The sequence below is a fragment of the Rhodopirellula sp. UH5 genome (assembly GCF_056839225.1).
In genome coordinates this window covers 2,358,522-2,384,553 of sequence record NZ_CM166390.1, presented here as the reverse complement: position 1 = coordinate 2,384,553, position 26,032 = coordinate 2,358,522, and the positions used below count along the sequence as shown (strand labels likewise).

Genomic DNA, 26,032 nt, shown 5'->3' with positions numbered 1-26,032 from the left:
ACAGCAGGCCACATCGAAGACGTGGCCTGCGTCACGACCGTTCAGCGAATCAGGGAGCGGTGAACTTCGAATTGGGACCCAAAGTTCCCATTCCCGCGGCGGGACTGTGGTCGAGCACATAGGGTCCCAGGGTTCGGTCCAGGTGCAGCAGCAATCGAGTTTCGGCGGTCGGTTTCAGACGGCGAGCCGGTTCGAAGTCTTCCGTGTAAACAGCACCGGTCGTGATCCGAACCTCGTCGATCTTGCCCAGGAACGGTCGTGTCGGTTGTCCGGCATTGTCCGTGTCGGCTCCCACGTACAACGGGTAAGTGTTGGTCTTGCGAGTGCCCTTGGCGGCGACGGACGCGAGCTGCTTGCCTCCCACATAGATCCGTACATTTTCACCATCGAAGATACCGGCCACGTGAGTCCACTTGTTCACGGCAAGTTTGTCCTTGGCTCCGGCGGAGTAGTACTTGCCGTCCAGGTTGACGTCAAATTGAGGCACTCCCTCATCGGAGAAGATCGCGAATTCGCTTCTTTCCGTTTTGGCGATCACGCCACGCATGCCTTCTGTCTGGCTGGGGTTCAGCCAAGCTTCCAGCGTGAACGGGCCGTCGGGCAACGCCAGTGATTCCGAATCGACGCGAATCGCGGAACGCTCGCCGGTCACTTCCAGGCACTGGTTGTTCTGACCGCTGAAGTAGTCCGCTGGCACGGCGGCCAATTGCAGTTGGACAGGCGTCGAGACGCTGGGCAGCTCAATGCGAGTGGAGTCGCCGATGATGACACGATCCAGTTCGATCCGAGGGATCGTCCAGGTCGCAGTGTCGTCGGCGAGACGTCGGAGTTTCACCGTGAATGTTTCGCTGGTTCCAGCCGCCAAGGTGAAGTGATCGTGATCCAGTGAGCTGAGCCAATCTCGCGACGCGATTCCGACCGACGCGGTCACATCCATGTCACGTGGCGAAGGGTTCTTGATCGTCACCGTGACTTGTCCAGCGGCAGATCCATCGGTGTTCAATAGAAGTTCGCTGTCGGTGATCATCGGACGTACTTTGCGAGCTTGATTGATCTCGTCTACAAACTCGGGTGTGAATTGGGTTGGGTCCATGACCGCGCCAACTGGCAACGATGCGACCGAGATGTCATCGGGACGAACGGTGACCACGTTCAAGTGATGCAGGTAACCCGCACCGGGGATGTCCGCCGATAGGTTTCCACCGGTCGTCGCCAGTGTGTAGTACTCGATGCCATCTTTGGGGCCATCGTAGCGCATGTGGTGAATGTGGCCGGCGAACACGGCGGAAACATTGCCCGCGTCCTTCATCAGGCCATGGACGGTGTCCCAGTTCGATCCGGTGTAGCCGCCACCGATCCAGCGAGGGTGGTGCAGGAAGACGAACACGTGATCCAAGTCTTTGTGTTGCTTCAGGGCTTCGGTGAGAAACTCGAGCTGCTTGTCGCTCATCCGTTGAAGCTTGCCGACATTGAATGCCTTTTGGTTGGTGACAGGGTCCCCCTCGTCGCTGTAGAGAACGACAAAGCCAGCGTTCTTGTGGCGGAACGTGTACCAAAGTGGGCCGAAGTGTTCTTCGTAGTTTGAGTCGTGTTGGCCCTGGGGTGCGGGACCTTTGCCACGCCAGTACACGTCGTGGTTGCCAGCCACGGGGAACCAACGCACATCCAGTTCGTTCATGATCTCTTTGTACTCGGCCATCTGCCGCATCCACTCGGGTTTCTCGTTGTACCCTTGGATCAAATCACCCACCGTCATCACCAAGTCGGGCGACAACAAGTTGGTGTCCTGGACGGCTTGTTCCAACACCTTCAGTCCAGCGGGAACGCCACCGGTACGGTCACCGTAGACGACGAATTGAAACGCGTCTTCTTCCACGGCCAGCGGCAGAACCTGCGAACTCTCTCGAGTCGTGTAGAAGCTTTCGTTGGGCGGGTGCTCATGCGAGTGGCTTTCGTCACCATCATGGGCGGACGATGTGGCTGTCAGGCCAGCGGCGGAAACGAGGCACAAAAGCCCCGCCGCGAACGATTTGTTCAGGAGGGGGGAAAAACAGGTGGGCATGTTGCAATTTCGAGCAAGGAGGGGGCGTGGAAAAACAAGGCATCAACCTACGCAATCCAGAGTTTAGCCCAAGTGGACCAGCTGTGAATTTTGAGCGAAGAACTGGAGGGTGAGACTACTTGAGTTCCCCACCCTGGGGAGGGCGAGTTGCTTCGTGCTTTAGACTCCCCTCGGAGATCAAAAACAGAGCCCAGGGTGCCAGCCTGGATTCGAAACGGCGGGAATAGTGAGGGGGCATGCTGGATCACGAGGTGCAACAACTGCCGTCGCTCCGCCACTGGTTGTGTGGGGCCGGGGGATCGAACAACCGCGGAGCGGTGACATCGGTCAGTCTCGGGGCTTTGATCCGAGGTTTGGGTTGCAAACCCATGCCGGGAAAGCCGCGGAGCGGCGACAGATGGCGAGCGATGAGTGGTGGATTGCAAATTGCAAAATGCAAATCTCAAAATCGGGGCTGGCGTGGGGATGTGGTGCGGTGCCTCGCTCACGCGTCGGGCTTTCCATTCGACGGGCTTGGAAGCCTTTTTATACCCCACAACTCGAAACACCAAAGATTAGTGTCCGATCAGAGTGGATTAGTGTTCCGCCAGAGCGGCCAAGGGAACACTAATCTCCGCTGATCGAACACGAAGCAGGTCGGCAGGAATGATCAAGCACAATCATGTGAGCCGTTTGGGCGTTAGCCCCGGTTGTGCGTGAAAACCGTGGCTAACGCCAACGGCTCACATACCCGATGACACCTGCGTACCTGCTTAATGGTTCTTGGGCAAGGGATGTTTGGCTTCAAAACGCCTGTATTTACAACGCAAACGGCTCTCAGAAGATGTGGGGTACAAAAAGGCTTGGAAGCCCATCGTACGGCGAGCACGAGCACGAGCACGAGCACGAGCACGAGCACGAGCACGAGCACGAGCACGAGCACGAGCACGAGAAGCTAGAAGCCGCAGGCCACGTCACGCTTCGGGATAGGAAGCGCGCGAAACGAGGGTCAGCCGTTGGCGAGATGTTCATCCGATTGGATGGGTGGGGTGAAACGCTCGACAGTCAGGTGGGACACCCGCAGGTTGCCGCTTTCCAGGTTGAATCCGACGGCACCCTGGTGGAACGTTTGGTCTGCCAATGAGAGCAACACATGGCCGCCGACGGACACCTCGATGTAGCTGCCGTAAGCAATCAATTGCAGTTCGACTTCGCCTCGGATTTCTCGTTCCCAGTATCCAGCTTGCAGGCTTTGGAACTGCATCGTTTCTTCGCCCGAGCCGTCGGGCCCGCTGCCCCAGGCACGCAATTGAGCGACACCTTTGAACAGATCCAGCGACAGGTAGTATCCGTCATGCGTTTCGCGATCGAGTCGAAACCCAACACCGCATTTGCCCTCGTCCATCATCTTCAGATGACATTTCAATCGAAAGCAGCTGAGGTTTTCGTCCAAAACAAAGCACTGGAAACCAGACTCGCAATCCAAGTCAAATGAGTTGTCTTTGGAAGTCCGAGCGGACTGGCATGCGACGGGTTTGATGGGGGAGAGTTGCTCGACCTGGATCGAACGATCGACCAAGGAGTCGAAGCCTTCAAACGTGTGGACTTCCAGTTGGCCGTTTGGCAATCTTGAGATGCGTTTCGGAGGTGGCATCAAATTTCCGGTTTGCCGATCATCGCCGCCGGGCGTGAAGAAACTCCAAAGCAAAACGCCATGGTCATCAATCGTGATTCGGCCGGCGTAGTTGCCGGTGGCCAGCAGCACGTTGTCGGAGTAGGTCCGCCATGGTTTGCCGATTTTCTCGGTGTGCCAATACCGGATCTTGGCATCTTCCCGCATGCTGCCGACGAGATAGTAGTCGCCGTTGATCTTGAACAGGTTGGGCACTTCGATGTCGTCGTACAGGCCGGGATGATGAAGTGGAGGTCGTTGTTGGAACTGGTTGGGTTCCACCTCTTCCATCACCGCCACACAGCCGCGGCGAACAATCGGGCCGTGATTGACTCGGCCTGCCGCCAGCAACCAGCCGCGTCCGTTTTCGTGGTAATAGAACGGGTCTCGCCAGGAAACCCAGTTGCGAGCTTCATCAATCTCTGACTCGTAGTGCTCGCGATCGGGACTGAGTGGGAAGCAGCTTTTCATGTCTTGTTTGAACGGAGGCTGGGGCGGCCGTCCGGGCAGATCGTACGGCAAAGCGGATCGCCGATCTTTCCACGCAACGGGGGCCTTCGTCCAGCAATACAGGTCATCGCTTTCTGCCATCCCGAGTCGTTGTTTCGCGCCATGGTCTCGCCGTGACAGCCCGGTGTAAAACATCCGCCACGATCCGGGCCGGTGCGGGTTGGGGCTGACATGCATTGTCCACAGCATGGAATCATCCCATCCGCCGGGGTTGCCAATGAACAAGGCGTTCTCGACACGTCGCCACGAGAAGCAGTTGTCACTGACGGCGTGTGCGATGAAGTCGTGGTTGGGGAGGACGAGATGAAAAAGATGGTAGATGCCGTCGTGATAGAGGACATCGACGTCACCGAGAGTCTTGCGGGTGCCGGCTGTTTCTGAATACATGCAGATGGAAGGTGAAAAGGACGTGGCGGCCAGGTGGAGCGGTGAAACTTGCGAGCCAGCTTGTGGTGGATCGCAGAATTGAGATCGACCTGGATCTGACAACAGATTCTGCTTGGAAGAAGGGAAAGGTTGAAGCCCACCGCACACGGCTATTCGGCTCTCGCGATGGATTTGTCAGAAACGAGGGAGAGCGGCGGAGAGAAATTGCGTGAAACGAGCGGGGTGGATGGCGTTTCACGCACAGCAGGGGCGATTTGCCCGCAATTCCGCCAGGGAGGAAGCTGAGCGAGCGCCGACGAGAGGCTGGTGGGAGGGGATGAAGGGTGTACAGAGCTGATCTGTCAGCGGCGCCGTCGTTTTGCTACTTCTGAAGTTTGAAAGAGTACGCTTCCGCCGACTTGATTCAGAACCAGTGATTCCAACCCGTCTGACTCGCACGATTCTCTTCGAGATCCTCCGGATCTTTATCGTTGCGCTGTTCGTGTTGACGACCCTGATTCTGCTGATTGCGGTCGGACGCGAATTGATTCGCAAGGGTTTGGGGCCGATGGCGGTCCTGCAACTGTTGCCCTTCGCGATTCCGATTTCACTGCAGCACGCGGTTCCGGCGACGGCGTTGTTTTCGGTTTGCTGCGTCTATGGACGGATGGCCGCTGATGGAGAGATTTCCACGGTCAAAGCATCGGGGATCTCACCACTGAGATTGCTGCAGCCTGCGATCGTGTTCGCTGCTTTGCTCAGCCCGGTCGCGGTGTACTGCAGCGACATGGCGGTTTCGTGGGGAAAGCCTGGCGTCAAACGAGTCGTGTTGCTCTCGATCGAAGACATCGCCTATCGGTTGTTGGAATCCGATCACTCGTACACTTCGGATCATGGTTTCTCGATTCATGTCCGCGAGATTGTGGACCGCCGCATGATTTCGCCGCGTGTGACCGTGCGTGGCAAAGGCGACGATGCGTTCACCGTGACCGCCAGTGAAGGTCAGTTGATGATGGACGAAGAGACGCAGTCTCTCGTTCTAAAACTGGTCGACAGCGAAATGATTCGTGGCAAAGCTCTGCAGGGATTCATTCCTGGGGAGCATCGTTTCGAAATTCCGTTGGGCAACGCGTTGGAAGAAGATGACATCTCAACGCGGAGTCCCAGTGAGTTGCCGTTGCGATTGATTCGGAATGAACGCCTTCGGCAACGGGAACGCACGCACGCGAAAATTGGGGAGTTGGCCGCGTTCACCGGGTTTTCATTGTTGACCTCACGGCCCTCTGAAATTGGGGGTGAAAAATCGGCGTCGATTCAGTCGAATCTGCAGGCCAGTCGCCATCGTCTGACGCGTTTGCAGACGGAGCCATGGCGTCGGTGGGCGGAAGGGTTCACCTGTTTCTTCTTTGTGCTGGTGGGAGCTCCGCTTGCCATCCTTGCCAAGACCAGTGATTACTGGACGACGTTTGGGATGTGTTTTCTGCCGACCATTCTGGTTTATTACCCGCTCTATTTGTTGGGGCTGGACCAGGCCAAGGCGGGTGACATGCCGCCGTATGGGGTTTGGATCGGCAACGTGGTGTTGTCCGGTGTCGGCATGGTCTTGGTCGCTCGCGTGCGGCGGTATTGAAGGTGAACGCGACCAGGAACGGTTCGCCACACGTTCTGTTCGACGGGGTAGGTTTGGTTTTACAATCACAGGTGTCGTTTGATTTTCAAACCCACTGCACCTGTTGAGGAATTTCCATGCTGTTCCGACGTTGTGAAGCCAGTCCCCTTCGAGTCTCGTATTTGGCGTTGTTGTTCGCTGGAGTTCTGTTTGCCGGTTCGGTTGGGTCGGCTTCGGTCGTCAACGCAGAAGTGCAGACACAAACGATTGTTTACAACGACGGCGACGTGGTGCTGGAAGGGTTCCTGGCATTTGACACCAAGGTTCGTCCTGCGGGAACACAGCCTGACGCGGGGAAACCGGGCGTGTTGGTGGTCCATCAGTGGATGGGGCTGACGGATTATGAACGTCGGCGTTGCCGTCAGTTGGCTGAACTGGGCTACATCGCCTTTGCACTGGATATCTATGGCCGTGGCGATCGGCCGAAGGACACGACCGAGGCGGCTGAGTTTGCGGGCAAGTACAAAAGTGATCGAGAGCTTTACCGACGTCGCCTGAATTTGGGGTTGGACCAACTTCGCAAAGCGGACAACGTTGCCACAGATCAGTTGGCTGCGATTGGGTATTGCTTCGGCGGAACAGGAGCGATCGAACTGGCTCGCAGTGGCGCGGACGTCCAGGGCATCGTCAGTTTCCATGGAGGGTTGGATTCACCGACCCCAGAAGACGGCGGCAACATCCAAGCGAAAATTTTGGTCTGCCATGGCGCCGACGACCCCTTTGTTCCTGAGGCCGAAATCGAAGCCATGATCGCGGAGTTCAACGAACATGACGTCGATTGGCAGATGAACGTTTATGCCCACGCGGTCCACTCGTTCACGCAGCCAATGGCTGGCAACGACAACAGCAAAGGCGCGGCCTACAACGAAAAGGCTGACCTGCGTTCGTGGGACGCCATGCGGGTGTTCTTCCACGAACTGTTCGCGAAAAACTAGTGGTCTGTCAAAGTTAAAAGTTAGGGGTGTTCGTATTGGACGAGGCGACGAGTCCTTGGTTTTGACGCCAGTTCAGGACTCGTCGCCTCGTCCACTACCCTAAAAACAAGTCCTCACAGACCACTAGCGAGTCGTCGCCAAACCATTTCGCTGGTTCTTGGTCGTGACACCAATCGGCGGAATGCTGGTCGAGCAATGATGTTTCGGCAGTGGTTACTGCCGGCGCTCTCGTCGTGAGGCATCCATTTCTCGCGACTTGCGTTGAGCTTTTTGCTTGGCTTTGAATCGTTTTTTGCGTTTCTCGTCTTTCAGTCGGGCGGCTTCTTCCGCTTCGGCCACCACTTTCTCTGTGAGGATTCGTTCTCGCTGCATTGTCGCAGGAGTTTCCAGCGTGAGTTGGCCCAGGCCTCCGGTTCGATACTCTTGGATCAAGATCCGCGACGCTCGTTCCAGGTCGACTCGGTTGTTCCGGCCCAGGCAGCCTCGCCGACGACCGATGTCTTCGATCACGGCCATCTCGGTTTCGGCAATGGATTCCAGGCCAAAACGTTGGGCCAGGCGATCAGGGTATTGATCCATCAAGTATCGGGCGGCGAAGAATCCCACATCGGTGTAGTCCATTGCGGTGTCTTTGATCGAACCGATCAGTGCCAACCGGTACCCACTGCTGACGTTGTGCACTTTGGGCCAGAGCATTCCGGGGGTGTCCCAGAGGATCACACCGTCGCCGATGTCGACTTTTTGTTGGTGCTGCGTGACGGCAGGTGTGTTGCCCGTTTTGGCGACTTTTCGACCCGCCAGAAAGTTGATGATCGTTGATTTGCCAACGTTTGGAATGCCCATCACCATCGCGTTGATCAGGCGTCCTTTGCGGTGGGGGCACATCCCGATCAAGGCGGATTTCAATCGCCGAATGGTGGGCACGTCATCGGTGGTGACCGCGCGAGCGCGGGTGGAGCTGGAGCTGTTCAGAGCGTCCAGCCACTCCTCGGTGAGACGCGGATCGGCCAAGTCCGATTTGGTCAGCACCTTCAAGCTGGCTTTGTCGCCGCGAAATTCGGCCAGCATTGGGTTTTCGCTCGAATAGGGAATCCGAGCGTCGATGATCTCCATCACCACGTCGACCTTGGGCAAAGCGGCCTGGATTTCCAGGCGAGCCTTGTGCATGTGGCCGGGGAACCATTGGATCGACATGATCAGCGTGTTTGGTGAGCGGGTTGGAGGAACGGCTGGCCAAGGGTGTCGAACGAGTCGATCTGCCCTGCCAGCTCATTTCCGAAAAGGTTGCCCCTCCAGTGTCACACACTGAGATGAAATTTTCTAACCCTGTTTGGCTGGTTCAAGCGGCCGAAATCTCGAGCGGGGCCTTGGCTTTGGCCGTGAACAAGCCGTAAATCGCTATCACGCCGAAGCAGACGAGCGGCAGAACAAACGACAAATTGAGTGACCATGTGTCGATCAAGTAGCCTTGCAGCGGCGGCATGATGGATCCGCCGGCGATCGCCATCACCAACCCGGCGGCACCCAATTTGGCATCATCGCCGACGCGGTCCAGGGCGATGCCGTAAATCGTTGGGAACATCAAGGACATGCAGCCCGAAACGCCGACCAAGGCCCAAAGTCCGGTTTGCCCACCGACAAGCATCACGGGAACCAGCAGCCCCATCGCACCGGTGGCCAACACCAACAGCAAGGCCCCGGGTTGGACATACTTCAGCAAGAACGTGCAGACAAATCGGGCCACAGCAAACAGCACCATGGAGTAGAGCGTGAACGACGAAGCGGACGCGGCTGCCTCTCCGGCGGACAACCCTTCAGCCATGTAAACCGCTTTGCCGTACTGTGCCGTGAAGGTCCAGCACATGATTTGGGCGCCAACATAAAAGGCTTGGGCAATGACTCCGCCAACATAGCGTGAGTTCGCGAACAGCCGGCGGAGCGTTCCGACGATGTCCAGCGACGTGTCGGAATCTTGGTTGTGCGGCATCTTTTTGACCAGGATCAACACGAACATGGTCACGATGACCAAGCCAATCGCCACGTAGGGACCACGGACGATCGCCAGATCCGAGAACTTCATCGCATCAAACTGCTCGACGGGTAGCTTCGCTCGTTCGGGACCATCCAATGCATTGATATTGGAAAGGATGGCGTACTTGGCAGTCAGGATGCCAACGATGGATCCGAGTGGGTTGAAAGATTGAGCCAGATTCAAACGTTGGGTCGCCGTTGAGGCAGGGCCCATCGAAAGGATGTAGGGGTTCGCGCTGGTTTCAAGGAAACTCAAGCCGCATGTCATCACGAAGAACGCGATCAAAAATGGCATGAATTCACCCACGCTGGCCGCAGGAATGAACGCCAATCCGCCCAGGGCATACAATGCCAGGCCAACCAACAGGCCGGTTTTGTAGGAGAACTTTTTGATGAACAAAGCGGCGGGCAACGCCATGAAGCAGTAGCCGCCGTAAAACGCGAACTGCACAAAGGAGCTGGCAAAGTTACTCTGATTGAAAATGCGGCCGAACGCCTCCACCAGCGGGTTGGTAATGTCGTTTGCGAATCCCCACAGGGCGAAGCAAAACGTCGTCAGCACAAACGCGACCAGATAACTCTTGGGAACCACTTCAACTGAATTTTGCGATTCGGCGACGGTTGGTTCGGGCATGAGTTTTTTGAGCAGAAGTTGGAGGGACGATGAAAGCAACCGCCACGCCTCATTCAGAGGCGTGGGGTGAGTATCCGTTCGGCAATGAGTTCGTTTTGGCGGAGTGGCACCCGTTGCCTGGTGTTCCACAAAGGGTTCGCCGAAGGGAGCACGCCCATCCGCTAACCTTCCACAAGACAGAAAACGTTTCCCAAAAGGCGAGTGTCCAGCAAATGATAGCGGCTTGATTCACACAAAGGGGTACGAGACGTTGATCAATCCGTCGTGTTTCATCGATGCCCAGAATTCGGCAGGCGGTTGTGCCGATACGAGCCGAACATTCTGAGCGATCCGGTTGGGCTGGCTGCTGTTCAACGCGGTCGCAACCACACCCGGAGGTGACATGCCAAAGGCCACGCAGGCTTCGGCCGGGCGAACATTGAATTGTTCGCAGTGCATTTGGAATTGCCGCCGCCATTCGAGTAACTCTTGGTCTTCGGCGGTTTCTCCCGTGACCTTTCGGTAGTCGTAGTGGTCGCCACCGGTTAGGAATCCAGCATGGAAAACGGCTGAGTTGATCACGCTGATGCTCTGTCGCCGCAGCGTTTCAACGAAGTCCAGCAAGGGTTGCGGATGATTCCGAACGGTGAGGCTGGTCGCGAGCATGACCCAGTCCAAAGGGAAGTCACGGGTCAAGGCTTCGGAGACCTGCCAATCTTTCGAGCCCACCCCGATCGCCAGAACCTCACCGCGGTCACGCAATTCGCTGAGGGCTTGGTAGGCACCCAGAATGTCGTCCCAACGTCGTTTTCGATCGTCCTTGCTGGACGCCGCCGCCAAGTATTCATCCGGATCATGGACCGAGACCAACTGCGGGCGGTAGGGGGCCATCAGCTCGCAGCCTTGTTCCCAGCATCGCAGGATTCCGTCGTAGCTGATGTCTTGGACCGCATCGTGTTCCAGCCCGACCCATGCCCCCGGTTCAAAGGTTGGCTCCGGAGTTTTCAGGGGCACCCGGCGCCAGCCCAGTTTATTGCTGATCAGGATTTGTGCGGGTTTGACCTGCAGTGACCGCAAAGCATCGGCCATGCATTCCAATGCCAGTCCAGCACCGTATTTGCCGGCAGAGTCTGCCGCGACGATGCCCTCACAATGTTCAAACCATTCTGAAACGATCGACCGCTTGGTGTCGCGGTCGATTGCTTGGTAGAGGTTGCCCAACGCACTGGTGCCAAACACGATTGGCGGAAGCAGGTTGCCAATCGAGGCAGCATTCGCCTCTTCAGTTGGTTGAGACGCGGTCGACTCGGGCATCAGTGGGTGACCTTCAGGACGTAAGCAAATTTCGACGCTTTTTCCTGGGGAAGTGAAACGGTGACGCCCGATGCGTTGCGTTCCCATTCCAGTGGTTCTTCGGCCCCAAGCAAGACGATTGACGCAATCTCCTCTGGATAAAGTTCGCTGCCTGCGGCCAGTGTCTTGATTGTGACCTGGTCGCTGTCAGGCCACTTCAGGCCATGCACGTACAATGCGTTGTTGTTGGTGGTGAATCGCAAGTCTTCCGAGGTGAACGGTTTGTCTTTGGATTCCGACACGTGGCCTTCGGAGACCGAAGTTGGCCCTTCGCCAAACGTTTTCCAGTAGGTCGTTTCGTAGATGGCTTCGCCGTTGACCTTCAACCAATCGCCGATCGCTTTCAGGATGGCTTGATCCTCTTCTGGGATCGTGCCGTCGGCGCGGGGGCCAACATTCAACAACAAGCAACCATTCTTGCTGACGATGTCGACGAGGTCGTTCACCAATCGCTCAGGAGTCTTGTAGCGTTGGTTTTGAGTGTAACCCCAGGAACTGGAACTGACGGCGGTGTCGGTTTGCCAAAACGGTTTGCGGATCTCGGCCATTTTCGAACGTTCTTTGTCCAGCACCGCAGCGGATTCGGGGAACGCATTGAATTTGTAGTTGATGATTCCAAGATCGGAGTCATCGCCGGAGGTTTTGTTGTAGTAGTAAGCCGCGAATTTCTGCAGGTGCTCGGCGTACGAATTGTTCTCGTGGGTTGAATCGCCGTGCTTGGGTGTGATGCCAAAGTCGAACCAGAAGACATCGGGTTGATACTTGTCCACCAATTCGCAAGATCGAGCGAGCCAGTCGTCTTTGAATTGCTTGTCCTGGGGTGTGAAGTTGTGCTGGTAGTCCCAGGCGTTGTCTTCGAACAAGAACGGCATCGGGCGACCGTAGAGGTCCGCGAACTGTGGATCAGCGTTGTCGAAGGATTCGTCACGGACGTAGAACATCCAGTTGAAGGCACGGTGGCTGCTGACGCCAAACTTCATGCCCTCCGCACGAACGGCTTCGGAGAGTTCTTGAATCACGTCGCGTTTGGGGCCCATTTCGGAGGCGTCCCAGCGAGTGAACGCACAGTCGTACATCGGGAACCCATCGTGATGTTCGGCAACCGGAATGACGTAGCGGGCTCCCGTGTCTTTGAAGAGTTGCGCCCATTCTTGCGCGTCAAACTTTTCCGCTTTGAATTGCGGGATGAAGTCCTTGTATCCAAACGTCTTTTGAGGACCGTAAGTGTCAACGTGATGCTGGAAGAAGTTGTCGCCACGGCGGTCGCGATTGATGTACATCTGGCGTGGGTACCATTCGCTGCCGTATGCAGGAACGCTGTAGGCACCCCAGTGGATGAAGATGCCGAATTTTGCATCCTTGTACCACTGTGGGATTTGGTACTTCTCCAGTGAATCCCAGTTCGCTTGGTAGGGGCCATCCGAGATGGTGGCGTGGATGGTTTCGAGCGATGGCTCAACCTGGGGGTGAGGCAAGGTCGCTGGGTGAGGCTTGGTTGGGGCTTGTGCCAAGGCGGGTTGGAGCGTGGTCCACGCCAACATCGCCATCAAAACAATCCGGGATTTCATGCTGCTGCTCATCGCTTAGTGGGGTCGAAAGCGTCTTCAGGAGGCGTTTCTGTTCAGCTAGTTTCCACTGAGCCGGCCGGAATCCCATAGCCGAGTTTGTTTTTTAGATAGCTATTTTTAAACGGGTGCGATTGCACTGGGCCGCAGCAACTCGGGACTCGTTTGGGACGCTCATTGGTCGTGCTCAGGGGCGAGCTTCGTAGAGTCGCTGGCCTTCGTCGTTGTAGAATTCGATCAACAGGTTCTCGCCCGCGGTGACCGAAAGGAAGCCGCCGCTGGGTTCCGGGGAGAGGAATGGCTGCTCGATCAACGCTTCTGGATCGGTGCCTTTGGGCGATCCCGGTGGGACTCCCATTCGCGAGTTTTCGTCATTCAAGGCGCCGCAAGCAAATTCTTGGACACCCGAGGGATGGATGCTGTGGTACTGCCAATGACGATCGCCGCAGATCGTCATGAAGCGTTCGATTTTGTTGGTTTCCAACCACTCAAAGAACTCATTTGCTTCGTGCCGGAAGCCTTTCAGATTCGCGTGGTTGTCTTTTTTATAGGCGTCGTCCGGGCCGACCAATGGAGTCGGCGAAATCAACAGTTTCCATTTCGCATCGCTGGCCTTCAGTGTGTCCTGAAGCCATTGCTTTTGTTCTTCACCCCACAGTGTTTTCTTGGGACCGTCTTTCATGCGATTGAGCGATCGGTAGTCACGGCCTTCTGTCAGCCAAATTTGAAGGTGCTGATTGACACGAAACGTTCGATAGGTCGGCGATTCTTGATCGCCGGCGGGGACAATTGGCAACTGCTCTCGAAAAACGTCGATGCCGGTTTGAGGAAGTGGCAGCCGATCTTTGCCATGGTCGGAATCGTTGAAGCGGAAGTCGTGATCGTCTTTGGACCAGTAGCCTGGGACCTCTTTTAAAAAGTCAATCAACCGCGGGAAGCGAAATTGCTCGTGCCAGCATTGCCGCAGTTCGGGCAACGTCTCGGCATTGCGATACGGGTTGTCGTAATAAACGATGTCGCCGGTGGCAACGAAGAAAGCGGGGGTCTGTTCTCGCATTTGAACGAGCGCAGGGTAGCCCAATCGTTTGTCTTCGTCGGTGGCGGTCAGCGGACCTGAGGCTCGGGCTTGGTTTCCATGCAGGAACTTGTTGTAGTTCATGCAGCTGAAGACCAGGAACTGAATGGGGGCTTCGGAAACCTCGGAAGGAAGCGTTTGAAACTGACCGATCGGTTCCAGTGGCTGTTCGCCCTCCGGCGAGGAAGCGAGCACTCGGTAGTGGTAACGCGTTCCCGGCTTGAGCGAGGACACCTTGTGGCGAGCGATGAAGTCGTTGTCGCGATTGGCTGACAGAGGTTCGCTTGATTGCGACGATTCAAAGTTGGGGGAGGTGGACCATTCGAAACGAACCGTTCCCGTTTGACCGGGAAGGTCGCCGGTTTCGTCCAGTCCTTCCTGAGTTGTCAGGCGTGTTTGCAGCAACACGCTGGTCGACGTGACCTCCCCGGACATCACGCCTTGGCCTAAGAAGCGTTGCTGGGCTTGCACCGACAAGGAGCCGATGCCAAACGCGAGAAAGGTTAGAGCGAGACGTCGCAGCATCGTGTTGGCTCATCCAAGGAACGTCGAATTTTCAAACTCAACCATCGAGAAAGTCACTTCCCTGAGGCGGTGGCATCTTCCTCGAGTTGGCCAGCAGCCCAGAGGACGCCTTGTGAGACGAGGTCCATGTAGCGGGCATCGGCGACGGTTTCGTTTTGGTGACCGAGCGATGTGCTGAAGATCCGGGTTTTGTTGGGACCGTATTCGTTGGTCCAAGCAACCACGGCGGTGGCTTCCTGCGGTTTCGCGTTGGGGTTCTTCTTCAATTGTTTCTTGTTGGGCTGCGTTTCTTGCACGCCTTGGATCAGTGCCGAGGCGCCGTCAAAGACGCGGATGTTGTTGTAGAGTTCTTCGTCGATCGTGGTCCAGTCTTCCATGCCGGCGGTGATGGGGTGTTGCTCGAGGTGTTTGATATCGATCGGGAATCGAGGGCCGTGGCCGGTCGATTGAAGTCCGAGCATTTCGTACCAGCCAGCGTTGTCGGCGCCGTCCTGAACGGGTTTGCGGAAGTCGTCCCAACGATAGCTGTGCATTGCGCAGTGAAGGTTCACTGCTGGAACGCCGTCGAGGTGTTGTTTCAGGATGCGACCGACGTAGGGTTTTTCAGTGACATCGGCGGAGCACTCGTCGTGAATCACCACGTCGTACCCATCGGCCCAGTCATCTGATTCGTAGATGTCGAACCGCGCGCGGGTGGTCGTGTTGTCACTGAGGACCACCGTCACCTTGGCATTGATTCGCTCTTCAATGCCTTCTTGGAGGATCTTGGTTTGGGTGGTGTAGTCGTGACAGCAACCGCCCGCGACGAGCAGCACCTGAAGCGGTTTCTTCTCGGACGGTTGAGTGGCTTCGTCTCCTTGAGAAACGCCCGCTGCGAACAGAGGCGACAAAAGGGCGGTCAAGGCGACAAGGATGAACTTTGGCATCGTGATCTGAGCTTGCGGTAGGGCGAGAGGTTGGAAGGTTTCTCATTGTAAACGACCATCCGATGATTTGGTTGGGGTATGGTGTTTTCTGCTGGAATCCGCCCCCTTGACTGTTCAATGCCATGAGCCCTTGTCGTCGCCGAAGAATCGAGCGTTCCACCCCAGTTCGAGAGTGGAGGAAGTTCCGAGCGGCCGTGTGGGGCATGATCGTTTGGGGCGTGTTGCTGAGTGGTTTTTTGACGGGGATGCACCCTGCCATCGGAGATGAGTTGGATCCGGTCTCGACTCCCCTGCAGGCTGTCCCGGTGGGCGCCATTGAGCCAGCGACTCGGGCGGAGGTGTACGGCGAAGGGGTGAGGTCGACGGAGCATCGCACACCACAAGAGGAGTTGGCGGGGTTTCATTTGCCGCCTGGTTTTGAGATTCGGCTGTTTGCGTCGGAGCCCCAGATCGCCAAACCACTGAACATGGCGTTTGGCTCCGACGGACGTCTGTGGGTGACAGACAGCGTCGCGTATCCCTACCCAGTCGCAACGAACGAGAAAGGTCCTGACTCAGTCAAAATCCTGGCAGACACCGACGCCGATGGAACCGCCGATTCGATCACGACCTTTGCCGATGGGTTGAATATTCCGATGGGGATCTTGCCGTACGGGGAGGGGTGTTTGTGCTTTAGCATTCCGAACCTCTGGTACCTCCGTGACACCGATGGTGACGGGAAGTGCGATGAACGAGAAGTCATTCTGGGGCCGTTTGATACATCACGCGACACGCACGGAATGATCAATTCTTTGCGGGATGGTGGTGATGGATGGATTTATGCCTGCCATGGTTTCAACAATCAAAGCCGTGTCGCGGGTGCAGACGGGCACGTTGTCACGATGCACTCGGGGAACACCTTTCGATTTCGCCCCGATGGAAGTCGGGTGGAATTGCACACGCGGGGTCAGGTCAATCCGTTTGGGATGACTCGCGATGAATGGGGCAATTGGTATTCGGCAGATTGTCATAGCAAACCCATCAGTCAATTGGTCGCTGGCGCTTGCTACCCGAGCTTTGGGAGGCCGGACGATGGGCTTGGGTTCTTGCCGCCAATGATGGATCACTTGCATGGCAGCACCGCGATTTCAGGTCTTCAGTACTTTCCGCCGGATTCGCCGATCGTACCTCTTCGAGGTCGCTTCCTGAGCGGCAACGTGATGACCTCACGACTGAATTGGAACGAACGCGAGTTCGTGGGTGCGACCGCGAAAGGCCGGGCTCTGCCCGATTTTTTAACCAGCGATGATCCTTGGTTTCGACCGGTGGACATTCAAGTCGACGAGGAAAACAACATTCACGTGGCTGATTTTTACAACAAGATCATCGGGCACTACGAGGTGCCGCTGGAGCATCCAGGACGTGATCGAACCAGCGGGCGGATCTGGCAAATTCGCTACACGGGCCAACGAACCAAGGGGCATGACTTGTTCAGTGATGAGCAGCAGCTGGTCTCGCAAATCCGGATGAGTTTGGAGCCCAATCGCAAGCGTCTATCGTTGGAAGAAGTCCGTGGGTACCTGACCCACAGCAATGCACACGTCGTGCGGATGGCAGCGGAGTGCATCGGCCGACGGGGGGACGCTTCGGACGTGGTGCGTTTGATCGAAGCCTTGGCGGGAGTCCATCAAGCGGATTCTGTTGGACGGCAAACGATTCGCATTGCCGTTCGAGATTTGTTGCAGCGAACGCCCGAGGACGATTCGTTTTGGAAAGCAGTGCCCGATGCCGAAACCGCTTCGGTCATGCTGGGGATCAAGCGAAGCCAAGTGGTGGAGCCGATTTTGGCCTATCTGCAGGTGGCATCGCAGGAGGCTGACAAGCAGGCAGCCAAGGAAGCCCTGTTGAGTCATGCTGTGTCGTTGGCCGAGCCAACCCAGATGGAAGCATGTGTGGAATTGGCGAGGCACGTCGCCGGTGACAACACGGACCGGGCGTTTGAGTGGTTGCGGCTGATTCATGACGCAGGAGGATTTCAATCGGAGAACGTCCCGCCTTCCATTCGAACCTGGGCGTTGGGGTTGGTCGAGTCCGAGTGGAATGATTTGACGGCAACCGGCGAGGTTTCTGTGGCTTGGTTTGGGACTGACGAACAGAGCTGGTCTCCTGAGTCGCGTTTGATTTCCGTGGCAAGTTCGAACGCGGAGCGTGATGAGTTTGCGGAGTTGATGAGCAGCTTTCCGCTTGGGGAGTCCTACACCGGAACTTTCGCAAGCGATTGGTTTGCAGCGCCGGAGCAGATTGAATTCTGGTTGGCGGGCCACAACGCTCCTCCAGGCCAGCCCAACCCTGGGCAGAACTTGGTTCGGCTTCGTTCCGCCAAGACCGGTGAAGTGTTGAAGCAGGTTTTACCACCTCGGTCGGACGTTGCTCGGCGAGTCGTTTGGGACACCCGCGAGTTGGCAGAACGAACGATTCGCATCGAGGTGGTCGACGGTGACTCGGGGACCGCTTATGCCTGGTTGGCGACTGGAGGATTCAGTCCCGAGCGGATTGGTCCTTCGGAGTCAGCCACCAAGTGGATGCGAATTCTCGGGTGGGTGGAGCGTCTGAAACTGAGCGAACTCAAGGGGGACCTGAAGCAAGTCTTGTTGGACAGACGCCACGGTGTGCTGACGAGATTGCGAGTCGCCAACACGCTCGCGAAATTGAACGGGGAGGCTGGTGTTGGAACACTGGCTGAATTTGTGGCGACTGAATTGGTGCAGGTGGAGTTGGCCGAGTCGCTGGTGGAGACCGTTCTGAGCGAGCAATGGGATGCGACGGAATCGCTGGGAAAGTTAGGGCCGCATCTGAACGCATCGCAGCAACGCCAGTTGGTTCTGGATTGGATTGGAAACGGTGGCGAGATGGATCCACTGTTTTCCGCCATGGAATCGGGGGCCTTCGCCGCAGTCGTCTTGGTCGATCCGGATGTTCAGCAAGCGATTGGGCCGCGGTTGAATGAAAGCTTGCAAGGCAAGCTGGAAGAGCTGACGGAAGGGATCGTGTTTGATGCAGGGAGAACGGAGAAGCTGAACGTGTTGCTGGCGTCCGTGCGCGAACTGGAAGGCGATGTGGCGAGAGGGAAAGCTGTGTTCACGAAGCAGTGCCAGACGTGTCATCAACTGCACGGCGAAGGGATGTTGGTCGGGCCTCAGTTGGACGGAGCGATCACGCGAAGTGTGGAGCGTTTGATGGAAGACGTGGTGCTTCCGGATCGGAACATTGATCAAGCGTTCCGAACGCAGAGTTTGTTGCTGGATGACGGCCGTGTGTTGGTCGGATTGGTGGCCAGTGAAGATGACGAGGTCATCCGGCTGACCACGTCGGATGGAAAGACTCAGGAGGTGCCGGTCGACCGTGTGGAGATCCAGCAGGTGTCGCAGCGATCGTTGATGCCGAACAACTTTTTAGAGTTGATGACTGAGCGTGAGTTGGTGGATTTGATGGCGTACTTGAAGTCATCGCCCGGGCATTGAGAGAACCCTTTCGCATCGGTCTAGGCATCGCGGAGCGCGTGCTCGGTCCTCTCTGAAGGAGAGGGCGAAACGATTTTTGACTCCGCTTTTCGGCGGATTTCCACAGGTCGCACCTCTCCCGAAACGAAGTTTGGGGAGAGCGATATACTAGGTCGAGCGACGCCGTTCAGGCGTACACGCGGGTGAAGGACGGGCATGGGACGCGGCGTGAATTGCCCTCCCCCGGAAAGCTCGCTGAACGCTCGCTTTCCGACCCCTCCCGTTTTCAACGGGCGTGCAGTTTTCTGGTGCTGGGTTTTGGCGGGTTTCTGCAGCAACCACCCATCACAACCCGACGCGTGAGCGAGGGACGCCCCCAACTCCCACGACGGCCCCATCCGGGGCGATACCCAGACGCCCGCCACCATTTATTTTTCGAACGTCCCAAGGGAGGGTGATAATAAACGCTTGGCGACACGGTACTTCAAAACTGCACGACCTCTGCGTGTGGGTAGGCGTGGTTTGGGGTGGCGGCGACTCGCTGGGGCGCGGGCGATGTGGTGGAGTACGAGTTCAGGCCTGCGCATGAAAAACCCCGGCATCGAATTCGATGCCGGGGTTTGAGATTCATTGAGTGAGACTTCGCGAGCGAAGTGATCAGTCGCGTCCGCCGCCGCTTCGACGTGGGCCGCGTCCGCGACCTCCGCCTCCACCGCTTCCGCCACTTCCACTGCTGCTGCCGCGTCGACGACGTGGGCGATCTTCTCCGTCGCCGCCACCTTCTCCGTCGCCGCCGCCTTCACCTTCCGTGGCCAAGGGATCTTCTTCGCCCAGCTCTTCGAGAGCTTTGCGACGGCTGAGCTTCACGCGATCGTGCTCGTCGACATCGATGACCAGGACCTTCATGGCATCGCCGACGGCGATCACTTGATCCAGGCTGCTGATGTATCCGCCACTCATTTCGCTGATGTGAACAAGTCCATCGCGACCGGGAAGGATTTCAACGAACGCACCGAACTCTTTGATGCTGCTGACGGTTCCGTCGTAGATCTTGCCGATCTGAACGGTGGCCGTGCAGGCTTCGACTTGACGCATGGCTTCTTGCGCCGATTCTTTGTTGCTGCTGGCGACCAAGACGGTGCCTTCATCATCGACTTCGATGACCGCACCGGTGGACTCTTGGATTCCACGGATGTTTTTGCCGCCAGGGCCGATCAAAGCACCGATCTTGTCGGGCGAGATCTTGGTGCGAAGCAAGCGTGGTGCGGTTGGCGAGATTTCGCGACGAGGACGCGGAATGGTCGTCAACATTTTCTTCAGGATTTCGATCCGAGCTTCACGCGATTGTTTCAGCGTGGCGCGGATGATGTCGTTGGTGACTCCTGTGACTTTCAGGTCCAACTGAATGCCGGTGATCCCGTTTTGGGTACCAGCGATCTTGAAGTCCATGTCGCCGAAGTGATCTTCGGTTCCGAGGATGTCGGTGATCAAGCACCAGTTGTCAGGGCCGTCTTGGACCAAGCCGACTGAGATCCCAGCGACGGGGTTGCTGATTGGCACACCGGAAGCCATCAGGCCGAGGGTCGCACCGCAAACGGAAGCCATCGAGGAGCTGCCGTTGGATTCAGTGATGTCACTGATCACGCGAATCGTGTAGGGGAAGTCATCGGCGGAAGGAAGCACTGGAGACACGCTTCGTTCAGCCAAGCAACCGTGTCCGATTTCGCGACGTCCAGGACCACGGATTGGGCGGCATTCGCCAACCGAGTACGAAGGGAAGTTGTAGTCCAGCATGAACTTCTTGCTGAACTCATCTTGCAGACCATCGACGCGTTGTTCGTCGCGGCTGGTTCCCAAAGCGATCGTGATCAGGGCTTGGGTTTCGCCGCGTTGGAACAGAGCCGAACCGTGAACGCGTGGCAACAAGTCCGTTTCGCAGTGGATTGCGCGAAGCGAGTTGTGGTCGCGACCATCGGGTCGGGTGCCAGCGAGGATCAGGTCACGAACGACCTTTTCTTCGAGGTCGTGCCAGACCGATTTGAAGCGGTTGCTGCAAACGGCGTCCGAAGCGTTGGGATCAGGAATGACGTCTGCCATGGCCCGATCACGAACGGCACGAACGGCTTCGGCGCGAGCCTGCTTGCCCGATGTTTGCTGGGCAGCTTTGAAGTCGTTGTAGTAGGTGTCGGTCAGACGTTGGAGCAACCCATCGTCTTCGGGAGCTTGGTAAGGAGTCTTTTCTGGGTTGACCTTTTGGTACAGCTCTTCCTGCAGGTCGATGACTTCGCGGATGACATCGTGAGCGAATCCAATCGCTTCCATCATCTCGTCTTCAGGCATTTCGTTGGCGAAGCCTTCGATCATGGCAACCATGTCACGGCTGCCGCTGACGATCATGTCCAACTCGCTTTGTTCGAGTTGATCAGCGGTTGGGAAGGCGACCAATTTGCCGTCGACCTTGCCAACACGAACGCTGCCCAGAGGGCCTTTGAATGGCAGGGGGCTGATGTGCAGAGCGGTGGCTCCACCGATCATGGCCAACACGTCGCCATCGTTTTGCAAGTCGCTGGCGATCACGCAAGCTTGGACTTGAACTTCATCTTTGTAGCCTTCGGGCCACAGAGGGCGGATCGGGCGATCCATCAAACGCGAGCTGAGGATCTCTTTGGTGCTTGGACGGCCTTCGCGTTTCAGGAAGCCACCCGGGAATTTACCAGCCGCAGCCAAACGCTCGCGGTAGTCACACATCAAAGGGAAGAAATCGATTCCCGGACGCGGCGTGCCCGATGCGGCTGCAACCAGCACAACGGTTTCGCCATATTGAACCAGCACACTGCCGGCGGCTTGTTTGGCGATGTGCCCTGTCTCGAACGACAGCACCGAATCACCAATTTTTCGCTCCACGCGAACTTTTTGAACACTCACAACAACAACCTCTTTTCCTGCACTTACACAACAAACAACAATTGGAACGGCTTTTCTGCAGCCGGCCCGTTTTGCATCCCTGGCCAACAAGGCCTCGTCAGCCACAACGGCTGATGGGAAAGTGTGGTGACCCGGTCACCACAGAACAAAATGAAGAACCTCAAGTTGGTCGAACGACCTTTGGGGCTCGTGACAATCAAACATGGGCTTGGCTTGATTGAATCGCAATGGCGACCCGGAGGTGCCACAAGGGAACTGCTTTGACGAGGCGACAAGATGCAGCCGGACCGGCTGCCAATACAGGGACGCGTCAAAGTAGAGCCAGCGAAACGGCGATCGCGTTCGCTGATTTGGAAGGGGGGATTGAAATCCAAAGAAAGGATCTTCCCGAATGCGTTGTTGAGTCGCAGTCTAGCTACGAATCCACCCCGCCCCGGGACCAAAGAGCCCGGGGGGACGCACGCCACGTGGCCGCGGCCACGCCGTCGACCACCCGGTCACACAATTATTTGCGGATACCAAGTTTTCCGATGATATCCAAGTAACGTTGAGGGTCTTGCCCACGAACGTAATCCAACAGACGGCGACGTCGGCTCACCAAACCAAGCAAACCACGACGCGAGGCATAATCCTTGCGGTGAGTTCGCATGTGTTCGGTCAATCCGTTGATTCGTTCCGTCAAAATCGCGATCTGCACTTCAGGAGAACCAGTGTCTCCAGCCGCGGCGCCGTGCTCGCTGATTACTTCTTCTTTCCGTTCTTTCGAAATCGTCATACCGACTGATGCTTTCCTGATCGTTTGTGATCGCGGTGGACCAATGTTTCTGAATCGCAGGAGTTTAGCGTGCCCCCCTGCGAACGCAACGTCAAATTCGCTGCCGTGGGAAAATCGGCTCAGTAGCCGATTCCAGCTCGTAGGATAAACGCTTCATCCAGGCCTGTGTTGCCCAAGACCGATTGTTCGTAGAGCAATTCTCGATCAAAGGAGATGCCCGCCTCGATGAAACCGGAGCGTTGGCCGGTTTGCAGCAATTGCGAGTTTCCCCACTCGAACCCGAACATCGCGTTGATCTGGTTGATATCGACTCGTTCGCCATCCGAAGCGAGCGCAGTATCGCTGAGCGTCCAAGAATCGCCGCCGTATTCTCCGGCCAAGTACCACCAAACGTCACGGGTGCCGATCGTTCGCCAGTATTTTGCGAGTTTGGGTTCAGGGAAGTAGATGTCAAATCGAGTGTACGGATTGGGTTGCCACAGCAGTCCCCCCGCGGGAAGGAGTTTTGTGTCGAGACGGTCCAGGTAGTACACGCCACCTTTGAGTGTCGAGGTTGGGGTCAAGCGAAACGAGGCCAACGCCTTTCCCAAAACACGGATGCTGTCGCTGTTGAAGGTGTCGAAATCGGTGTACGCCCCCACTCGCACGCCCAGTTCGGCACCGACGATCTGATTGGGATCGGTTTGCCAGCCAAAGTCGAGGGATGCGGCGTAGGCACTGCTCGGCAACATTCGGGTCGGGGCACTCGCGGGAGTGGCGGGGCCATCGAACAAATACAGCGAGAAGGAGGGGACGACGAACAACGGCCGTGTGCTGAACAGAAAATTGGGCCAAGCGAATCCAATCGAGGCGTCGGTTTGGTTGTAACCCACTTCGGTGGGACCGTCGCCACCGCCAATGTATGTGTGGCGAAGGCGGGGCCCATTGAGCATTTGGTAGGCGCTGATGGCTTCCGGGGAACTGAAGCCGCCCGGGAACAGACTCGAGGGCGATCCTGAGAAACCACCGGGAAACAGGGTCGAGGGAGATCCGGAGGGGTACGCGGCGGATGGATAAGGATTGAGACTTGGTGGCGCGAGTGCGGAGTTCGGGGAGACGGTTCCGCCCGCGTAGGGCATTCCGGTTCCAGGATAGGTTGGTGCGGCACCGGAGTAGATCGATCCGGCGTCGTAGGGAACCGCGGTCCCACCGCCATATCCCGTTGCGAATCCACTGCCTTGGTAGGCGGCGCCCTGGTAGGGAGCCGTGGTGGAACCCCCGCTGAACATGCTGCCGGAGAACAATCCGTTGAGCAGGCCACCGTTGGGATAGGCGGCGTTTCCGGTGGTTGAAGTCAGTGGAACAGGGGCTCCCAGCGGAGTGGTCCCCGGAGGAGCCGTGGGGGTGTACTGAGGAACCGCGAAGGAATTGGGGGCGGAGGCCGCCGAGGCGTAAGGATCGAACAGCGAGCCTGAAACTGGCGCCGTGTTGGGTGGCGGTGGGGTCGCGAAATTGGGGCTGGCGTAGATCGAACTGCCGTAGCCGCCACTGGCCGCTGGAGGGGTGGTGCCGGTTTGACCGTACGGCGAGGTGCCGATGGCGGGCGATTGAATCGGAGCGAGATTGGTTTGTGGGGTTTCGCCGTAGTTGGTTTGCGCGATCGAAGGCGCCGAATCCACCACGACCACGACGCATCCCAACGAAGCCGCCATCAAGGTGAGGACGATTCGAGAGAATCCTCCTATGATGACGCCCGCCTGCGGAGCGACGAAGTGGTGAAAATGGTTCGCCAAAGGGATGCACTTTGAATTCGGCGGGCGCGGTCGAAACAACTACTTGAGTCGATTTAGCGATTTCCACGAACTTTCGTCAAGATAAATCTGAGCGGCAGTTGGCTCGTTTGATCAACAATTCATTGGAAAGAGGGAAGCACAGCGATGGAAGATTTAGACATTTCACAATTGGCTCGGTACCTGCACATCACTCCGGACCAAGTGATCAAGATGGTTTCGCGAGGAACCTTGCCGGGCCGGCGGGTCGGAGGGGAATGGAAATTCAACGAAGCCGAGATTCATCATTGGCTGGAAGAACGCATTGGATTGAGTGACCAAGGCGAGCTGGATCAGGTCCGTGCGGTGCTGCATCGGCAGTCGGAGGCGCCTCCTCACTCGTTGGCGGAGATCTGCCCGGTTGAGTTGGTTGCCAACCCGTTCGTGGCCAGGACTCGCGGCAGTGTGATTCGCAACATGTGCGAACTTGCCAGCCGGACCGGGATGCTGTGGGATGCGCCGGCGATGGCCGAAGCGGTCGCGACGCGCGAAAAATTGCATCCGACGGCGCTGGATTGCGGTGTTGCTTTGCTTCACCCTCGCCGCCCGCAAACGTCGATTTTGGCCGAGTCCGTGTTGGCGATGGGAATTTGTCCAACGCCGGTCGCGTTCTCGGACACCGGGCAGCTGACGGACATTTTCTTTTTGATCTGCTCTTATGACGACAGTTCGCACCTGCGTATTTTGGCTAAATTGAGCCGAATTGTCTCCGATGAATCCTTCTTGGAAGGCGTGCGTGCAAGTGACACGCCTGCGGACGCTTGGGCAATCTTGAACGAAGCCGAGATGTCACTCGATGAGAATCACACCTTCTGAGTTGGACGAATCCGTCCCACGGTCGGGGCAACACAATGCTTCGGCGACGATTGCTGCTCCATGCATCGTCGCTTGGGTGGGCAGGTCATCGGATCCGTTGGCGCAGCACGCCAAGGCTTTGTGCGAGCAGAACGCGGACGCCGTTGCCACTTGTCCAGACGTTGCGTCACTGATTGAATCGCCTCCGCGACTTCCGCTGACTCACGTTTTGTTGGCTCAAACCGACCGCTCGCATCCGATTGAAGCGGAACAACTCCGCGAGTTGCAGCGCGTCGCTCCGAACGCGAGCGTGGTGCGCTGGTTGGGGCCGCTGGTGGCTCCTTCCGTGGGTCTGCCCGGGCAACAGGGATGGATTGAAACCATCAGTTGGCGAGACAGTTTGCAAACACTTCCGGTGTGGTTGAACCGCTCGCGTGCAGAACATGAATCTCGGGCGGGGTCCCATTCAACGCCAACACGGCCCGCACAAGGCTTGGTCATTGTTTCCAGGTCTTGGGCGACCGCAGACGCGATCTTTGACGCGATGGAATCGATCGCGGGCGAGCGTGACCAGCCGGTTCCAGTGATGACGTGGCGTCGTGATCGACTGACGCGAGCCGATCGGCTTGCTTCCGCGCATGTGGTTTGGGATGACTCGGTTTGGCGGCCTGCCGATCCGAAACCCTTTCAGGTGCCAGAGGATTTGTCGGGGCGAAGTTACCGGCACATTTGGATGACTGGGATGGCGACTCCCGCTCAGATCCACGCCGCACGGCGGTCCGGTGTGTCGGCGGTTTGGAACAAGCCGACTCGTCGTGAGTCGCTGGAGTCTTTGTTGGCTTGAGCTGTCCGCGGGGCATTGGCGGATGCTTGACGGTGCTGGTTCTGGGATGACGCAGGCTGCTTTGTAAGTCGAAGAGGCTGCGGTGCATGAAAAAACCCGCCCACGAAAATCGCAGGCGGGCTTTG

Annotated in this window: 16 protein-coding genes; 5 read left to right on the top strand and 11 right to left on the bottom strand. The window is 57.2% G+C overall.

The window, feature by feature from the left end:
• Window positions 1-49: 49 nt before the first annotated feature.
• A complete protein-coding gene (locus UH5x_RS08620) occupies window positions 50-2,062 on the bottom strand; it encodes a LamG-like jellyroll fold domain-containing protein (protein ID WP_482635420.1) in 2,013 nt (670 codons plus the stop codon).
• A gap of 988 nt (window positions 2,063-3,050) precedes the next feature.
• Window positions 3,051-4,610, bottom strand: a complete 1,560-nt coding sequence (locus UH5x_RS08615; protein WP_047813004.1) for a glycoside hydrolase family protein — start codon at window positions 4,608-4,610, stop codon at window positions 3,051-3,053.
• 412 nt (window positions 4,611-5,022) lie between these two features.
• Here UH5x_RS08615 and UH5x_RS08610 point away from each other — a divergent pair, with 412 nt between their 5' ends.
• Together UH5x_RS08610 and UH5x_RS08605 are read left to right on the top strand one after the other, a co-directional pair.
• The gene (locus UH5x_RS08610; RefSeq protein ID WP_482635419.1) at window positions 5,023-6,219 is read left to right on the top strand and encodes an LptF/LptG family permease; all 1,197 of its coding nucleotides are present in this window, start codon (window positions 5,023-5,025) and stop codon (window positions 6,217-6,219) included.
• A 116-nt stretch (window positions 6,220-6,335) separates the two neighbouring features.
• Complete coding sequence (locus UH5x_RS08605; RefSeq protein WP_482635418.1) at window positions 6,336-7,193, top strand: dienelactone hydrolase family protein; 858 nt, start codon at window positions 6,336-6,338, stop codon at window positions 7,191-7,193.
• A gap of 213 nt (window positions 7,194-7,406) precedes the next feature.
• On the opposite strand, the gene ylqF is transcribed toward UH5x_RS08605, so the two are convergent.
• From ylqF to UH5x_RS08575, 6 genes are all read right to left on the bottom strand, one after another.
• Complete coding sequence (ylqF, locus tag UH5x_RS08600; RefSeq protein ID WP_047812792.1) at window positions 7,407-8,387, bottom strand: ribosome biogenesis GTPase YlqF; 981 nt, start codon at window positions 8,385-8,387, stop codon at window positions 7,407-7,409.
• 145 nt (window positions 8,388-8,532) lie between these two features.
• Window positions 8,533-9,858, bottom strand: a complete 1,326-nt coding sequence (gene fucP / locus UH5x_RS08595; RefSeq protein ID WP_047812793.1) for an L-fucose:H+ symporter permease — start codon at window positions 9,856-9,858, stop codon at window positions 8,533-8,535.
• Between the two features lie 228 nt (window positions 9,859-10,086).
• The gene (locus UH5x_RS08590) at window positions 10,087-11,151 is read right to left on the bottom strand and encodes an aldo/keto reductase (protein ID WP_482635417.1); all 1,065 of its coding nucleotides are present in this window, start codon (window positions 11,149-11,151) and stop codon (window positions 10,087-10,089) included.
• Window positions 11,151-12,770: an alpha-L-fucosidase gene (locus tag UH5x_RS08585; RefSeq protein ID WP_482635416.1), complete on the bottom strand. Its 1,620-nt coding sequence runs from the start codon at window positions 12,768-12,770 to the stop codon at window positions 11,151-11,153. The genes UH5x_RS08590 and UH5x_RS08585 overlap by 1 nt, the downstream gene beginning before the upstream one ends.
• A gap of 172 nt (window positions 12,771-12,942) precedes the next feature.
• Window positions 12,943-14,355 (bottom strand): alkaline phosphatase D family protein, encoded by a 1,413-nt coding sequence (locus tag UH5x_RS08580; RefSeq protein ID WP_482635415.1) that lies wholly within the window; start codon window positions 14,353-14,355, stop codon window positions 12,943-12,945.
• Window positions 14,356-14,408: 53 nt separating this feature from the next.
• Window positions 14,409-15,281: a ThuA domain-containing protein gene (locus tag UH5x_RS08575; protein WP_482635414.1), complete on the bottom strand. Its 873-nt coding sequence runs from the start codon at window positions 15,279-15,281 to the stop codon at window positions 14,409-14,411.
• A gap of 122 nt (window positions 15,282-15,403) precedes the next feature.
• Between UH5x_RS08575 and UH5x_RS08570 the strand changes: the two genes are divergently transcribed.
• On the top strand, window positions 15,404-18,781 hold the full coding sequence (locus UH5x_RS08570; RefSeq protein ID WP_482635413.1) for a PVC-type heme-binding CxxCH protein: 3,378 nt from the start codon (window positions 15,404-15,406) through the stop codon (window positions 18,779-18,781).
• Between the two features lie 636 nt (window positions 18,782-19,417).
• On the opposite strand, the gene pnp is transcribed toward UH5x_RS08570, so the two are convergent.
• The 3 genes from pnp to UH5x_RS08555 form a co-directional block, all read right to left on the bottom strand.
• Window positions 19,418-21,685 carry a polyribonucleotide nucleotidyltransferase gene (gene pnp / locus UH5x_RS08565; RefSeq protein WP_482635412.1) on the bottom strand — a complete coding sequence of 756 codons (2,268 nt, stop codon included), beginning with the start codon at window positions 21,683-21,685 and terminating at the stop codon, window positions 19,418-19,420.
• 505 nt (window positions 21,686-22,190) lie between these two features.
• Window positions 22,191-22,460, bottom strand: coding sequence for a 30S ribosomal protein S15 (rpsO, locus tag UH5x_RS08560; protein WP_007329975.1), 270 nt, complete (start codon window positions 22,458-22,460; stop codon window positions 22,191-22,193).
• Window positions 22,461-22,579: 119 nt separating this feature from the next.
• The gene (locus tag UH5x_RS08555; RefSeq protein WP_047813006.1) at window positions 22,580-24,151 is read right to left on the bottom strand and encodes a hypothetical protein; all 1,572 of its coding nucleotides are present in this window, start codon (window positions 24,149-24,151) and stop codon (window positions 22,580-22,582) included.
• Between the two features lie 225 nt (window positions 24,152-24,376).
• Here UH5x_RS08555 and UH5x_RS08550 point away from each other — a divergent pair, with 225 nt between their 5' ends.
• Complete coding sequence (locus UH5x_RS08550; RefSeq protein ID WP_047812800.1) at window positions 24,377-25,084, top strand: PTS sugar transporter subunit IIA; 708 nt, start codon at window positions 24,377-24,379, stop codon at window positions 25,082-25,084.
• Window positions 25,065-25,907 carry a hypothetical protein gene (locus UH5x_RS08545; protein ID WP_047812801.1) on the top strand — a complete coding sequence of 281 codons (843 nt, stop codon included), beginning with the start codon at window positions 25,065-25,067 and terminating at the stop codon, window positions 25,905-25,907. The genes UH5x_RS08550 and UH5x_RS08545 overlap by 20 nt, the downstream gene beginning before the upstream one ends.
• The last annotated feature ends 125 nt before the right edge of the window (window positions 25,908-26,032 follow it).